This is a genomic window from Tumebacillus lacus, from assembly GCF_026410385.1.
Lineage (GTDB): Bacteria > Bacillota > Bacilli > Tumebacillales > Tumebacillaceae > Tumebacillus > Tumebacillus lacus.
The window spans coordinates 474527-489102 of the sequence record NZ_JAPMLT010000002.1 but is presented as its reverse complement, the minus strand read 5'-3'; the positions used below and the strand labels follow the sequence as shown (position 1 = coordinate 489102).

General features: G+C 59.2%; 13 protein-coding genes. 7 read left to right on the top strand and 6 right to left on the bottom strand.

What is annotated here, in order from left to right:
• Nucleotides 1-86: 86 nt before the first annotated feature.
• The 3 genes from OS242_RS06645 to OS242_RS06635 are packed head-to-tail and all read right to left on the bottom strand — an operon-like array spanning nucleotide 87 to nucleotide 2142.
• On the bottom strand, nucleotides 87-266 hold the full coding sequence (locus OS242_RS06645; RefSeq protein ID WP_267150872.1) for a hypothetical protein: 180 nt from the start codon (nucleotides 264-266) through the stop codon (nucleotides 87-89).
• Nucleotides 263-1399 carry a hypothetical protein gene (locus OS242_RS06640; protein ID WP_267150871.1) on the bottom strand — a complete coding sequence of 379 codons (1137 nt, stop codon included), beginning with the start codon at nucleotides 1397-1399 and terminating at the stop codon, nucleotides 263-265. Before OS242_RS06640 ends, OS242_RS06645 begins: the two co-directional genes overlap by 4 nt.
• A complete protein-coding gene (locus OS242_RS06635; RefSeq protein WP_267150870.1) occupies nucleotides 1396-2142 on the bottom strand; it encodes an SDR family NAD(P)-dependent oxidoreductase in 747 nt (248 codons plus the stop codon). Before OS242_RS06635 ends, OS242_RS06640 begins: the two co-directional genes overlap by 4 nt.
• 120 nt (nucleotides 2143-2262) lie before the next feature.
• On the opposite strand from OS242_RS06635, the gene OS242_RS06630 reads away from it, so the two are divergent.
• Nucleotides 2263-3477, top strand: a complete 1215-nt coding sequence (locus OS242_RS06630) for a DUF2515 family protein (protein ID WP_267150869.1) — start codon at nucleotides 2263-2265, stop codon at nucleotides 3475-3477.
• 39 nt (nucleotides 3478-3516) lie between these two features.
• Here OS242_RS06630 and OS242_RS06625 read toward each other — a convergent pair whose 3' ends face one another.
• From OS242_RS06625 to OS242_RS06615, 3 genes are all read right to left on the bottom strand, one after another.
• A complete protein-coding gene (locus tag OS242_RS06625) occupies nucleotides 3517-4983 on the bottom strand; it encodes an ABC transporter permease (RefSeq protein WP_267150868.1) in 1467 nt (488 codons plus the stop codon).
• A gap of 1 nt (nucleotide 4984) precedes the next feature.
• Nucleotides 4985-6046, bottom strand: coding sequence for an ABC transporter permease subunit (locus OS242_RS06620; protein ID WP_267150867.1), 1062 nt, complete (start codon nucleotides 6044-6046; stop codon nucleotides 4985-4987).
• Between the two features lie 80 nt (nucleotides 6047-6126).
• Nucleotides 6127-6936 (bottom strand): PH domain-containing protein, encoded by an 810-nt coding sequence (locus OS242_RS06615; protein WP_267150866.1) that lies wholly within the window; start codon nucleotides 6934-6936, stop codon nucleotides 6127-6129.
• 243 nt (nucleotides 6937-7179) lie between these two features.
• On the opposite strand from OS242_RS06615, the gene OS242_RS06610 reads away from it, so the two are divergent.
• The 6 genes from OS242_RS06610 to OS242_RS06585 all read left to right on the top strand — a co-directional run bounded on the left by OS242_RS06610 (nucleotide 7180) and on the right by OS242_RS06585 (nucleotide 14574).
• Nucleotides 7180-9207, top strand: a complete 2028-nt coding sequence (locus OS242_RS06610; RefSeq protein WP_267150865.1) for a (Fe-S)-binding protein — start codon at nucleotides 7180-7182, stop codon at nucleotides 9205-9207.
• A gap of 120 nt (nucleotides 9208-9327) precedes the next feature.
• The gene (locus tag OS242_RS06605) at nucleotides 9328-10509 is read left to right on the top strand and encodes an acetyl-CoA C-acetyltransferase (protein ID WP_267150864.1); all 1182 of its coding nucleotides are present in this window, start codon (nucleotides 9328-9330) and stop codon (nucleotides 10507-10509) included.
• A gap of 71 nt (nucleotides 10510-10580) precedes the next feature.
• Nucleotides 10581-11435, top strand: coding sequence for a 3-hydroxybutyryl-CoA dehydrogenase (locus OS242_RS06600; protein ID WP_267150863.1), 855 nt, complete (start codon nucleotides 10581-10583; stop codon nucleotides 11433-11435).
• Nucleotides 11436-11453: 18 nt separating this feature from the next.
• On the top strand, nucleotides 11454-12236 hold the full coding sequence (locus OS242_RS06595; protein WP_267150862.1) for an enoyl-CoA hydratase-related protein: 783 nt from the start codon (nucleotides 11454-11456) through the stop codon (nucleotides 12234-12236).
• Nucleotides 12237-12259: 23 nt separating this feature from the next.
• On the top strand, nucleotides 12260-13405 hold the full coding sequence (locus OS242_RS06590) for an acyl-CoA dehydrogenase (protein WP_267150861.1): 1146 nt from the start codon (nucleotides 12260-12262) through the stop codon (nucleotides 13403-13405).
• 23 nt (nucleotides 13406-13428) lie between these two features.
• Nucleotides 13429-14574 carry an acyl-CoA dehydrogenase gene (locus tag OS242_RS06585; RefSeq protein ID WP_267150860.1) on the top strand — a complete coding sequence of 382 codons (1146 nt, stop codon included), beginning with the start codon at nucleotides 13429-13431 and terminating at the stop codon, nucleotides 14572-14574.
• Nucleotides 14575-14576: the final 2 nt, after the last annotated feature.

Genomic DNA, 14576 nt, shown 5'->3' with positions numbered 1-14576 from the left:
GCGATCTGCGAAAAGGAAGAATGGACACAACGATCACCTCTGCAGGTATCATTATGTCCATTTATATGTTTGAGTTGCAGACGGCATCACGAGAAGATGCGGGCTGCTTTCAGTTGTTTTTGCAGGCGTTTATGACGCGGGTCTTTTTTCGGATCGAACTGACCTTTGGCAGCCAAAAAATTTTGCATCGCCATCGACAATTGTGCGTTCGATTTTTCATCACCTTTTGTCTGACCGGACTGCGGGCTCATCGTCTGCTGTATCATTCGGCTCCCTCCTTTTTCACATTATACCACGTAGCCTGCAGTGTTGCAGTGTGAATCAAACGCTGATGTTCGATCATCTGCCAGGCTGTATGCACCATCATCGCATCGATCTCTGAAAACTCCATGTCCGTGCTGTACAGAATAAGAAGTTGTGAAAACGCACTTTGCCCTGTTTGTGTGGAAAGAGGGGTGGCGAGAACAGAACGTCCCGATTGGTTGCCGACCTCCGAGTCCCCTTTGGTGAGCGCGTCTGTCGCAGTCTTGCGAATGAGCTTCCGGTTGGACAAATCCAAGCCTTCGAGTTGAGGTTCCAGATCAACAGCTTGTCCGTTTTGAATCTCCACAAAAATGAGGGAAATCGTTTTTTTGGTTTGAAGAAAACCTTGAGTCAGGGTGTTGGCTACCTTTTGCAACGCAAGGGCGGGTTGGAAATGGCCGCCTGCATCAAAGCAGGTTTCGATTTGGAAAAGAGCAGGTGTGCTGATCGCAAGTAGGATTGCGGAGCGTTGATGTTCCAACTTTAACAGGTTGTCCAGTTCAGCGGCTGCTGCTGCTTCTGATTTTGCTGCTTGTTCTTTGACTTTTAGCGTGTTGCCGAGGATTGAAAACTCGGTGAAGTCCATAAAGGGTAAAGAAAAGATCAGGACGCCAATCCAAGCCAGCAACAAGGAGGTGAGGAATGCGATCACTTGGTGATTGGATTTGGTGAGGAAAAGTTTTTTGAAGTCATCTTGTGTTACGGTGCTGGTGACGTTGGTTTCGCTTTCGGAGGGAGTGGCAGCAGATGCGGGTGCGGTGTTTTTGGCCTTTGTGATGGTTTGGGTGGTGACCGTTGATTGCATGGTCGGCGCAGTGCTAGCCGGGGCTGGAGATGAGGTAAACAATCCATTCAAGTGGATCAGGTAGAGAGTCAGCAGCAGGACGCTGGATACGCGCATCCATAACTTCCAGCGGGTGAGTTTGGAAAAGAGATGAGGCAAGGCAACCAGCAGAAAGCTCGCGATGATCGTCAGGAAAAAGAGTAGCATCAATTTCATCTCCATTTGCAATTGTTCATTTAAATCATAACAGTTCTCGTTGGCAAAGCAAGAGCCCAAAAAGCACCCGAAGGTCAGGTGCTTTTTCCATTTCACTCCTCATAGATCATCCTCTTCGTCATCCCGCCGTCCAGTACAAGATTGATGCCCGTCACGAAATCGTTGGCCGGGTCGGTGAGGTAGAGGCAGGCCCGTGCCACGTCGTCCGGTGTGCCGACGCGGCCGGCGGGGTGTTGGGCGTGGTCTTCGGGCCGCAGGGCGTCGTAGTCTCCCGTCTCGATCCAGCCGGGGGAGATGGCGTTGACCAGGATCTTGTCCGGCCCGAGCGAGACGGCGAGGGCGTGGGTCAGGGCGAGGAGGCCCCCTTTGCTGGCGGCGTAGGCTTCGGTGTTCGGTTCGGATTGCAACGCGCGCGTCGACGAGATGTTGACGATGCGGCCGCCGCCTTGCGATTTCATCCGCTTGGCCGCTTCACGGGTGCAAAGGAACGTGCCGCGCAGGTTGAGGTTGAGGATGTCGTCCCATTCGTCGACGGTGAGGTCGTAGGGCGATTTCCAGCGGGAGAGACCTGCGTTGTTGATCAGCACGTCGAGGCGGCCGTATGCGGCGTCGACGGCGGCCATCAACTCGTCGATCTGCTCCGGTCGGCGCAGGTCGGTCGGCACCGGGAGTGCCTCGCCGCCCTGTTCGCGGATCTGTGCGGCCGTTTCTTCGCAAAGCTGCGGGTCGAGCTCGGCGAGGACGACGCGGGCTCCGATTTTGGCGTAGGCGAGGGCGACGCAGCGGCCGATGCCGCGTCCGGCTCCGGTGACGAGGACGACGGAGTGTTGATCGTTCATGGGGAAGCACCTCCTGTGTGGACATACCTTTTCCTGATTTCTCCTATCGTATCATGACCGACCGGGTTTCACGAAGCGGCGGGCGGTCATCATATAGATAGAGGGAAAGGAGGGCGCGCCATGCTGGACAAACTGCAAGAGGCGTGGTTGAGCGGCTATAAAAAGCTGCGGGCCCGCTGGCTCGGCTATATCAACCGAGAAGAGATCCGCGCCGTGCGCCGTGAGTTGGAGCAGATGTTGCGCGAACATCCCGACCCGGGACGTATCGAACTGCACGCGCTGCCGGACGAGGAGCGTCTCCTCTGCGAGGAGATCCTGCGGGAGACCGAGCGGCACAACCGCAACAACGTCACCCGCACCGCCGCCTATCTCGCGCTCTACCTGCGCCGCCCGGAGCTGCACTGGGCGTTTCTCGCCCACATGGTTTCGCGCAACGGCGGCTATCAGATGACCGATCTCAAAGGAGAATGGCTCCCCCGGATCATGAAGTCGGCGGAGACCGAGTCCTTTTTCCAATTTCTTGAGCGAGCCAACTACCTGATCTTTGGCGATGCGTATCCTCAGCTGTTGCTCTATGAAAAAAGCCGCGAGCGGGGGCGTCCGCTCTTTCATCTCTTGCCCGCGTTTGGCGTGTCGCGGTTTATGCGGGTCAATTGGGAGCGGTATTGGCGGTCGGGCGAAGAGCAGGGTGTGACGATGGCGCTGGTGGTCAACGAGCAGAATTTTATCGAGCGTCGGGTCGTGCAACACCCGGATTTTCAAGGGGTGATCGGGTCGTTTGAATTTGCCGCGCAGACGTATCTCAATCTGACGCAGGTGCTGTTTCCCTACCACCCGTTCACAGCGACGGGCGACTCGCGCCTGCCCTTGGCCGGGATCGAGGTCGACACCTTTTTGCCGTTGGTTGAGCGGATCGACATGGGGCGGCGGCTGTATGCGATCCTGTTCAAAAATCAGGAGGTGCACGACGGCGCCTTGCGCTGGGCCAAGGAGACGCCGCACACCGGATCGAGAGCCGACTATTGGCCGCATCTGTACGGCAAGAAGCGCAAGGGGCTGCCGAGCAAACGCTACCACCCCCGCCTCGATGGCTGTGCCCTGCGCCGGCGGGCTCATCCGATCTATTCGCCCGTCTTGGCCGATGCGTGGCCCGATGTGGTCAGCCCGGCTCCGGCAGGCGGGCAGGACTGGTGCGAGGGGACGGAGAGCGCGAGTGAGCTGTACGGCACCCGGTCGCCGCATTCGTTTCAGATCGGGCAGGTCGTCTGCCGCACGTTGAACTTGATCGAAAAAGCGGTCGCAGCCGAAGCGTGGCTGGATGCGCCGCGACGGTAGAGGAAAAAAACCGATTGCCGGGAGGGCAGTCGGTTTTTTTTATTTCGGCCCGTCCAGCACGCCGATGACGCGGGAGCCGAAGTTGCGCATGCGGGGGGTCATCAGGAGACGCCAGGTCTCTTCCCCGCCGCTTTGACTTTGGACGCGGACGTCCACTTCATAAAACGTGCTGCGGTCAAACGAGAGATCGGAGACGCGCACCTCGCCGATGTCGACAAACGCGTATCGACCGGAGACGAACGCTTTGCTCCAGCGGTCGAGGACGAGTGCGGGGCGGTCGACTTTGATCTCTGGCGGACCGCTCATCGTGTAGGCGATCGCTTCGGATAGGCGGTCGTTGAGCGTCGCCGCGACGACGTTGGCGGCGGTGCGGGTCAGGTCGCTTCGGATCTCTTCTTGCTGGCGAAGTTGCTCGTCGGTGGCAAGGCCGGTCGCGGCCATCTCCGTGCGGCTCGGCAGCACGAGGAGCAGCGCGGTGCAGGCAACGACCGCAGCGGTGACGGCTGCCAGTGCCGGTTTGTTGGCGCGCCACGGCCGGCTGCGGTAGATCGCAGGGCGGGCGAGGCGGTTTTGCCATTGCTTGGAGAAGAAGGTGAGGATCAGGATCGAGACGGTCAGAGAACCGCCGCTGGCGGCGATGATCCACGGCGCGGTGCGAAACGTTTTGGCCCCGTAGGCGATCAGAGCGCCCCATTCGCCGCTCTGGGTGAGCACGACTGCCGACGACGGATCATCTGCGTCGATCACAAACACCTCACCGCCGCCGAGGAAGATCGACAGCACCGCCAGCTGCCCGACGAGAAACAGCACCTGCACAAAATCGGCGAGAAACGCGAACAGCACCTCTGGGCGCAGATGGGGCATCAGATGGCGAAAGGCGATCCGCCAGTCGGACGCGCCGATGGTCCGCGAGACGGTGACGAACAGTTTGTCGGCGTAGTATCTCGCCCGCTCGGAGAACTGGTGGGCGGGCTGGAACAGGCCGATCAACACGAGCAGGGCAAAGAGCAGGACCATGAACTGGAACACTTTCGGATCGTCAGGGCTCAGGCCTTCCGACATCCCGTAGGCGAGGTACAGGCCGTACAGTGCGGGAAAGACGATCAAGAGCGCGGGCACGGATGACACGATCATCTGCAACGTGGCGAGCAGGCTCCGGCCGCGTCCGGTCACGCCCGCGAGCAGGCCGACGGGCAGCGCGATCAGATAGCGGCAGAACGTGACGGCCAGCGAAAAGCCGAGCGTGTATTTGGCACCGTTCAGGATCATGCTCAGCACGTCATAGCCGCGATGGTCGGTGCCGAGCCAGTTTTGGCTGTCGGGCGGAAACGGCGCGGTGACCATCGTCCGCACACCGTCGACCGTTTCCCAACGGTAGGTGTCGTTCATGTCGGGGGTGATCGGCTGAGGCATCAGCACGTGCCCGAACAGCGTGGTCAGCACGAGCAGGATCATCAGCGTCACCGCCAGTCGGTATTGCAAGCGTTGCATGGCTGCGGTGCGCATCCTAGGCTCCCTCCTTCGTCTGGACGATCAGCGTGTTGCGCAGGACGGCGACGATCAGATGCGTCGCCATCACGAAGGCGGCCAGCAGGACGCAGGTGATCGGCAGCGACGTCACGTAGGTGATGCGCTCGTTGACCGCGTACCCGCCGAGGCCAAAGACGCCGGTCATCACCTCGGCGATCACGAGCGAGGTGACGGCGAGGGCGACAGACTTCGGCAGGATGACGAGGAAGTCTTCCAGGGTGTTGCGCAGGATGTGGCGGAAAAAGATCTGCGTGCGGGTGAGGCCTTTTGATTTGGCGGTCATGATGTAGCTCTCCTGCCACTCGCGGTCAAAGGCGATCCGCATCGCGCCGTAGATCAGCGCGGTCGGTAAAATGACGATGGCGAGAAACGGGATCACGAACGGCACATCGTCGCCGACCTGCATGATCTTGATCACCGTACGACCCGCCGCTTTGGCGAGAAAGATCGCGAGGATCTGCAAGAGCACGACGATAAAGAAATCGGGCAACGCCATCAGCAGCGCCTGCCCCCCGTCGAGCAGCCGCCCGATGCGCGGTTGCAGGGAGCCCCAGATCGCGAGCAGCAAGCCGGCCGTGACGGAGAAGATCAGGGCGGGTATCAGATAGGACAGCGAGCGGCTGATCATATTTTCAAGGTAGGAATTGATCGGGTACGCGCGCGGGGCCCTGTTGTAGTAGAGCTCGCCGTAGTTGCCTTCCCTGTATTGGTTGAGTTGCTTGGACAGTTCGGAGCCGTAGCGTTTCAGGCTGAACGTGGGCTCCACCGGCACCAAAAAGGCCATGCCGACCTCCGGATGTTCACGGAGCCGCTCGATGTACGCGGTCGTCTGCCCGTACGGGATCTGCACGAGGCCCGTCTCACGGTCGAGGATGTGCACTTCAGGCAGTTTGGCCAGCACCCGCTCGTACTCATCCGTGCCGCGCAACTGGACGTGCAACTGATCCGGAGCAAAGCGCTCGACGCCTTTGTCCACATTGCTCGCCAAAAAAATACCGGCCACCACGCAGACGAAGATGATCAGTCCGCGAAGGATCATGCGAAAAATAGAAAGCTCCCCCTTTGTCAAACGTTTCTCTCTTGTGTGAAACGTTAGTCACTGTGAGGGGAGCATTCGTTTCAATCATTCCCGAAAAAGATCGAATACGCGACCAACGCACTCGTCAAGATCAGCAACAGACCCGGAATCTTTTCATGCACGCGCTCCCAGACGCGCAGCGAGATCACGACGAGGGCGCCGAAGAGGAGAAACGCGGCGAATTGGTAGACGTTTGAGTCGGGGTAGGTGGAGCGGATCATGTTTTCGCCGATCATGTAGAGGACGATGGAGAACAGGATGAGCGGAAATTGGGACATCGCCTTTTTCGCGTGCTGCGGCGAAAAATCGCCTCTGACGGGGACCAGACCGGTGCGGCGGCTCAACTCCTCGACAAAGCGGTCTTCTTGCTCCGCCGCCACCGAGATCCCGATCAGTCCTTGCTCGGTGTCGAGTAGCACGAGGCGGCTGCGCTGAGCGGCGTAGAGCGTGATCTCGTGCTGCTTCCAGCGCCATTTGCCAAACGAGTAGCCCTGCTGCGTCAGGGCGGCCTGCAGGCTGTGCAGATGCCCCTCGACGCTGTGCGCACAGATTTGGGCGAGGTCCGAGTAGGCGATGACCGTCGGCCCCTTGTGATGATGAATGATCAGTTCGTCGTCGCTCAGATCAAAACTCAGGTGATGGTGCGGAACTTTGAAAAACTGCCAGATCAACAGCGCGGTGCAAAACACCGCAACCGTATCGGTATACAAACGGAAGGAGCGGCCGATCATCAGCACCAGCACGGCCAGCACCGAGAGCTGGATCACAAGCAGCCCGTAACGCTCCCAACCGGACTGTCGAGCCGGAGACGAAGGAAAAGACATCGTGTCTGCTTGGCTTCGTTCGTACATCGCGGAAAACACCTCCAGAATTTACTAATTATTAATACGTCTTCCATCCTCACAGGTTTCCACGCAGAAGTCCAGCCGCTCCTAAAATTCACACTCGAATTTTCGGACGAAATCGTGTATAAGTATAGGAGAGGTCTCTTTTTTTTCACCAACACCGACCGTTCGGTCGAAATTTGAATGATGATTCATTCATCTGCCGCTACGGTGATGCAACTAGATAAGAAAGCAAAGGAGTGAAGACACATGGAATGGATTCGCATTCTGCTGTTCTTGGCGTTGGCCGGCGTGGCGGCGTACTACAGTTTGTCGGCGTTCTACCGCCGCTACCAGTACCTGATGCTCGGCACGGCTGAGAATCGTTTTGACAACAGCGATGGACGTGTGCGTGACTTCTTCAAGTACGTACTGGGCCAAGGCAAAGTCCTGGCTGAGCCGTCCGGCATCGCGCACTTTTTCATCTTCTACGGGTTTATCGTGATCTCGATTGGGGTATCCGACTTCTTCGCGTACCACCTGTTTGGCGTTCACATCCCGGGGCTGGATTCGTCCGTCTTTACCTTTATGAAGGAAATGCTTTCCCTGCTCGTCCTCGTCGCGCTGGCCATCGCCGCGCTGCGACGCTACATCCTCAAGCCGATGCGTCTGGACGTGACGCTGGAGGCGGGTCTGATCGTCGGGGCCATCGCGCTTTTGATCATCTCCGACTTCCTGTACTGGGCGGCTGCCGATGCGCTGACCGGCCATGATCCGGGCTTTGCGGCTCCGATCGCGTCCTTCCTGCTGCCGATGTTCACCGGTCTCTCCGAGACGGCACAGGTCGTGATGAAAGAAATCCTCTTCTGGTTCCACTGCATCGTGCTGTTCTCGTTTGCGGTCTACATCCCGCGCTCGAAGCATCTGCACATGGTCGGCGCGATGTTCAACGTCTACTTCCGCACCAAGCAAGACGGCACTCCGAAAGGTCGCCTGAAAAAGCTCGACCTCGAAGACGAGTCGATTGAAGAGTTCGGCGTCGGCCGCATCGATCAATGGTCTTGGAAGCAACTGCTCGACGGCTATGCCTGCACCGAGTGCGGCCGCTGCCACGTCAACTGCCCGGCGGTTGTCTCCGGCACCGAGCTGTCTCCGAAGTACCTGATCCTCAAAATGAAAGACCACCTGATCCAAGTCGGGGACACCCTGCTGGAGCAGAAACAATCGGTCGCAAAAGGCATGGAAGGCACCGGCGTTGAAGTGGCGGCGACCGCGGAACTTCCGATGCTGATCGGCGACACCTACAGCGAAAACGAGATCTGGGCGTGCACCACCTGCCGCGCTTGCGAAGAGCAATGCCCGGTCTTCAACGAACACGTCGACAAGATCATGGACCTCCGCCGTTACCTCGTCCTCACCGAAGGCAAGGCTGAGCCGGAAGTCAACCGTGCGTTCCAAAACCTCGAGCGTCAGTCCAACGAGTGGGGCCAAAACCGCAACACCCGCGGCGACTGGGCCAAAGATCTCGGCATCCGCACGATGGGCGAGGTCGAAGGCAGCGTCGAGTGGTTGTTCTACGTCGGTTCCTCCGCCTCGTTTGACGCGCGCAACCAAAAGATCGCGCAGGCGTTCGCCAAACTGCTCCAAGAAGCAGGCGTTGACTTTGCGATCCTCGGCGCAGAAGAAGAGTCGGACGGCGATTCTGCTCGCCGCCTCGGCAACGAGTTCCTCTACCAGTCGCTGGTGGAAGCAAACATCGAGATCTTCAACGAGTACGGCGTGAAGAAAATCGTCACGACCTGCCCGCATGCATACAACACGTTCCTCAACGAATACCCGGACTTCGGGTACAAGGCGGATGAAGTCATCCACCACACCGAACTGCTCGCTCGCCTGATCGACTCCGGCGCGCTCAAGCCGGTGCACGATGTCGAGCAACTGATCACCTACCATGACTCCTGCTACCTCGGCCGTTACAACGACGTCTACACCGCACCGCGCTACATCCTCTCGCAGATCCCGGGCATCCGCCTGGTCGAGATGGAGCGCAACCGCGGCAAGTCGATGTGCTGCGGCGCAGGCGGCGGCGGCCTCTTCAAAGAAGAGACCGGCACCGGCCGCATCAACGTGATGCGCACCGAGCAAGCGATTGAGACCGGCGCGACCGCCATCTCCACCGCCTGCCCGTACTGCATGACGATGATCACCGACGGCACCAAAGCGAAGGAAGTCGAAGAGACCATGCCGGTCTATGACGTTTCCGAACTGCTCGCGCAGTCCGTGTTCGGCCGTCCATAATACGCATCACGAAAACACGCATCACGAAAAGACACCGGAAGCGATTCTGGTGTCTTTGCTTGCAAATAGATGTTTGACTCACGCGTACAATACTTCTCACCTCAAAGGGGATGCCAAGAGATGTCCAAAACGGTCATTGTCAGCTATGCCAGAACTCCTTTCGGTAAATTCGGCGGCGGCCTCGCCCCGCTGGTGGCGACCGACCTCGGCGCCATCACGATCAAGGAAGCGCTTTCCCGTGCCGGTGTGGCCGGGGAGCAAGTCGATGAAGTGATCATGGGCATGGTGCTGCAAGGCGGCGCCGGTCAAGTCCCGTCCCGTCAAGCGGCGATCAAGGCGGGCCTGTCCTGGGAAGTGCCGACCCAGACGATCAACAAAGTCTGCGCATCCGGCATGCGCGCCGTCACGCTCGGCGATCAGATCATCCGCTCCGGCGATGCGGACGTGATCGTCGCAGGCGGCATGGAGTCGATGTCGAACGCGCCGTACATCCTGCCGAGCGGCCGCTGGGGCATGCGCATGGGAGACTCCCCGGTCGTCGACCTGATGAACTACGACGGCCTGCGTTGCGCGTTCCACAACGTGCCGATGGCCGTCCACGGTTCGAACGTCGCCGCCGAGTACGAGATCCCGCGCGACGCGCAAGACGCGTGGGCGCTCCGCTCGCACGAGCGGGCGATTGCCGCCATCGAAGCGGGCAAATTTGCTGAAGAGATCGTGCCGGTCGAAGTGCCGGGCAAAAAAGGCGCGGTCACCGTCGTCGACACCGACGAAGCGCCGCGCAAAGACACGTCGCTGGACAAATTGGCGACGCTCAAGCCGGTCTTTACCAAAGACGGTTCGATCACCGCCGGCAACGCTCCGGGCGTCAATGACGGTGCGGCTGCCTTTGTCCTGATGTCTGAAGAAAAGGCGGCAGAAGCGGGTATCGAGCCGCTGGCGACGATCCTCGGCCACGCGCAAGTGGGCGCAGACGCGCCGTATATCGCGACCACGCCCGGTTTGGCGATTCAAAAGCTGCTGGCGAAGACAGGATATAAGGTGGAGGACATCGACCTGTTTGAAGTCAACGAAGCGTTTGCCGCTGTCACGCTGACGTCCGGCAAGATCGTCGGCTGGGACGAAGAGAAGGTCAACGTCAACGGCGGCGCGGTCGCACTCGGTCATCCGGTCGGTGCATCGGGCGCGCGCGTCATCGGCACGCTGATCCACGAGCTGAAGCGTCGCGGCGGCGGCCTCGGCGTGGCGGCGATCTGCTCCGGCGCGGCACAAGGCGATGCGGTGCTGATTCGTGTACACTAGGAAGTAATATTTCCCGGGGAAAGTCGACAAGCGACTTCCCCGGACCACTACATAATTGTTGGAGGGTACTCATGGAGATCACGAAAGTAGTAGTCGTCGGCGCAGGCCAGATGGGCAACGGCATCACGCAAGTTCTCGCACAAGCAGGTGTCAACGTCATCATGAACGACCTCAAGCCGGAGTTTCTCGAACGCGGCCTGAACACGATCAAGAAAAACCTTGCACGCGACGTGGAAAAGGGTCGTAAAACGGAAGAGGAAGTCACGGCGATCCTCGGCCGCATCCACCCGACCACCAACCTCGGTGACGGTCATGACGCACAGCTCGCCATCGAAGCGGCGACCGAAAACATGGAGATCAAAAAATCGATCTTCAAACAGCTCGACGAAGTGCTGCAGCCGGGCGCGATCCTCGCAACCAACACCTCGTCTCTGCCGATCACCGAGATCGCCGCTGTCACCTCCCGTCCGGAACTGGTCATCGGCATGCACTTCATGAACCCGGTGCCGGTGATGAAATTGGTTGAGATCATCCGCGGTCTTGCTACGACCGACGACGTGTACAACGCGATTGAAGACCTGACCAAGAAGATGAACAAAGTGCCGGTCGAGGTCAACGACTTCCCGGGCTTTGTCTCCAACCGCGTGCTGATGCCGATGATCAATGAAGCGATCTACTGCGTGTTTGAAGGCGTGGCGACCCCGGAAGCGGTCGATGAAGTGATGAAACTCGGCATGAACCACCCGATGGGTCCGCTGACCCTGGCCGACTTTATCGGTCTGGACACTTGCCTTGCGATCATGGAAGTGCTCTACGAGGGCTTTGGCGATTCCAAATACCGTCCGTGCCCGCTGCTTCGCAAATATGTCAAAGCAGGCTGGCTCGGCAAAAAGACGGGTCGCGGTTTCTACGTCTACAACCAGTAATCGGGGAGGCTACAGACAATGGCATACGAAAATCTGCTCTTTGAAATCCGCGACGGCGTCGGCCTGATCACGCTGAACCGCCCGAAAGCTCTGAACGCGCTCAACTCGGCGTTGCTGACCGAACTGGGTCATCTGCTCGATGAGATCGCTGTCAATGAAGAGATTCGTGCGGTCGTGATCACCGGCTCCGGCGACAAAGCGTTCGCAGCGGGTGCCGACATCTCGGAGATGCAACCGATGACGGCGATGGAAGGCCGCAAATTTTCCGCGAACGGCATGAACGCGATCACCAAATTGGAAACGATTCCGCAGCCGACGATTGCGGCGGTGAACGGATTTGCCCTCGGCGGCGGCTGCGAAGTCGTGCTGGCGTGCGACATCCGCGTCGCGTCGACCAAGGCCAAATTTGGCCAGCCGGAAGTCAATCTCGGCGTCACGCCGGGCTTTGGCGCGACCCAACGCCTGCCGCGTCTGGTCGGAGCGGGCATCGCGAAGGAACTGCTGCTGACCGGCGACGTGATCAACGCCGAGCGGGCGCATCAGATCGGCCTCGCGAACCACGTCGTCGAACCGGAAGAGCTGCTGAACAAAGCGTTTGAGATCGCGAACAAGATCGCGTCCAAAGGCCAGCTCGCCGTGAAGATGACCAAACAAGGCGTCAACGAAGGACTGAACATGGACGTCGAACGCGGCCTGCAATACGAGACCGAACTGTTCGCTCTGTCCTTCTCCACCGAAGATCAAAAAGAAGGCATGGCTGCGTTCCTGGAAAAGCGCGCCGCTGCATTTAAAGGCAAATAAGCCCTTGCAAGGGGGAACCACAGATGGATTTTGTATTGACGAAAGACCAGCGCGACCTGCAACAGATGGTGCGCGACTTCGCGACGAACGAGATCGCGCCGCTGGCAGCTGAGATCGACCGCACCGACGAATATCCGCTCGAACTGATCAAGAAAAAGATGGGCGAGCTCGGCCTGATGGGCATCCCGATCCCGGAGGAGAACGGCGGCGTGGGAGCTGACTTTATCTCCTACATGCTGGCGATCGAAGAGATCTCCTACGCGTCCGCTTCGGTCGGTGTCATCCTCGCCGTGCATTCTTCGGTCGGCACGATGCCGATCCTCAAGTTCGGCAACGACGAGCAAAAGGCGAAGTACGTGGAGAAGATGGCGATGGGCGAGTGGATCGGCGCGTTCTGCCTGACCGAGCCGAGCGCCGGTTCGGACGCGGCTTCCCTGCGCACCCGCGCGGTGCGCGACGGCGACCACTATGTGCTGAACGGCTCGAAGATCTTCATCACCAACGGCGAGGTGGCCGACGTCTTTATCGTGTTTGCCGTCACTCACCCGGAGCTCGGCACGAAAGGGATCTCCGCCTTTATCGTCGAGCGCGACACCCCAGGTTTCTCCATCGGCAAGAAAGAGCACAAGATGGGGATGAACGGCTCCGGCACGGTTACGCTAAACTTTGACAACGCGCTCGTCCCGGCGACGCAACTGCTCGGCAACGAAGGCGACGGATTTAAAGTGGCGATGAGCAACCTCGACGGCGGCCGGATCGGCATCGCGGCGCAGGCGCTCGGCATCGGCCGGGCGGCGTTTGACGCGGCGAAGGACTATGTCAAGCAACGGGAGCAGTTTGGCAAGGCGATTGCCGATTTCCAAGCGATCCAGTTCATGCTGGCCGACATGGCGACCCGCCTCGAAGCGGCCCGCCTGATGATCTACCGCGCCGCAGCTCTTCGCCAAGAGGGCAAACCGTGCTCGATGGAAGCATCGATGGCGAAATACTTTGCGTCCGACGCGGCGATGTACGTGACGACCGAAGCGGTGCAGCTGTTCGGCGGCTACGGCTATTCGAAAGAGTATCCGGTCGAGCGGTTTATGCGCGACGCGAAAGTGACGCAGATCTACGAAGGCACGAACCAGATTCAACGCATCGTCGTGGCAAAAAATTTGCTTAAGGGCTAATCAGAGAAGGGAAGCGAACGAATATGCATTTCAACCTCACCCCGGATCAATTGGAAATCCGCAAACTGGTGCGCGACTTCGCGCTGAACGAAGTCGCTCCGACCGCTGCAGAGCGTGACGAGAAAGAAGAATTCCCGCATGAGATCTTCAAAAAGATGGCCGAGATCGGCCTGTGCGGCATCCCGTGGCCGGAAGAGTACGGCGGCGCCGGCATGGACTTTGTCTCCTACGTCATCGCTGTTGAAGAGCTGTCCCGCATCGACGCGTCTGTCGGCGTGACCCTGTCGGTTCAGACCTCGCTGGCGGGCTGGCCGATCTACAAGTTCGGCAACGAAGAGCAAAAGCAGAAATACCTGCGTCGTTTGGCGGAAGGCACTTCCATCGGCGCGTACGGTCTGACCGAGCCGGGCTCCGGCACCGATGCAGGCGGCATGCGCACCACCGCTGTCGACAAAGGCGATCACTATGTGCTGAACGGCTCCAAGATCTTCATCACCAACGGCGGCGTGGCTGACATCTATGTTGTATTTGCCGTCACCGATCCGGAGAAGCGCACCCGTGGCGGCATCTCCGCGTTCATCGTCGAAGCTGACTTCCCGGGCTTCTCCGTCGGCAAGCATGAGAAGAAACTCGGCATTCGTTCCTCGACGACCACCGAGATCATCTTCGAAGACTGCATCGTGCCGAAAGAGAACCTGCTCGGCCAGATCGGCGAAGGCTTCAAAATCGCGATGATGACCCTCGACGGCGGTCGCAACGGCATCGCGGCTCAGGCGCTGGGCATCGCCCAAGGCGCGATGGACCTCGCGCTCGACTACGCGAAGCAACGTGAACAGTTCGGCACCTCGATCTCCACGTTCCAAGCGATCCAGTTCAAACTGGCCGACATGGCGACCGAGATCGAAGCGGCGCGTCTGCTGACCTACCAAGCGGCTTGGCTGGAGTCGGAAGGCAAACCGTACTCGCAGGCATCGGCGATGGCGAAAGTGTTCGCCGGCGACGTGGCGATGAAAGTCACCGTCGAAGCGGTGCAGGTGTTTGGCGGATACGGCTATACCCGCGAGTATCCGGTGGAGCGTTTCATGCGCGATGCGAAGATCACCCAGATCTACGAAGGCACCAACGAAGTTCAACGCATGGTCATCGCGCGTCACCTGCTGAAGGACTAATC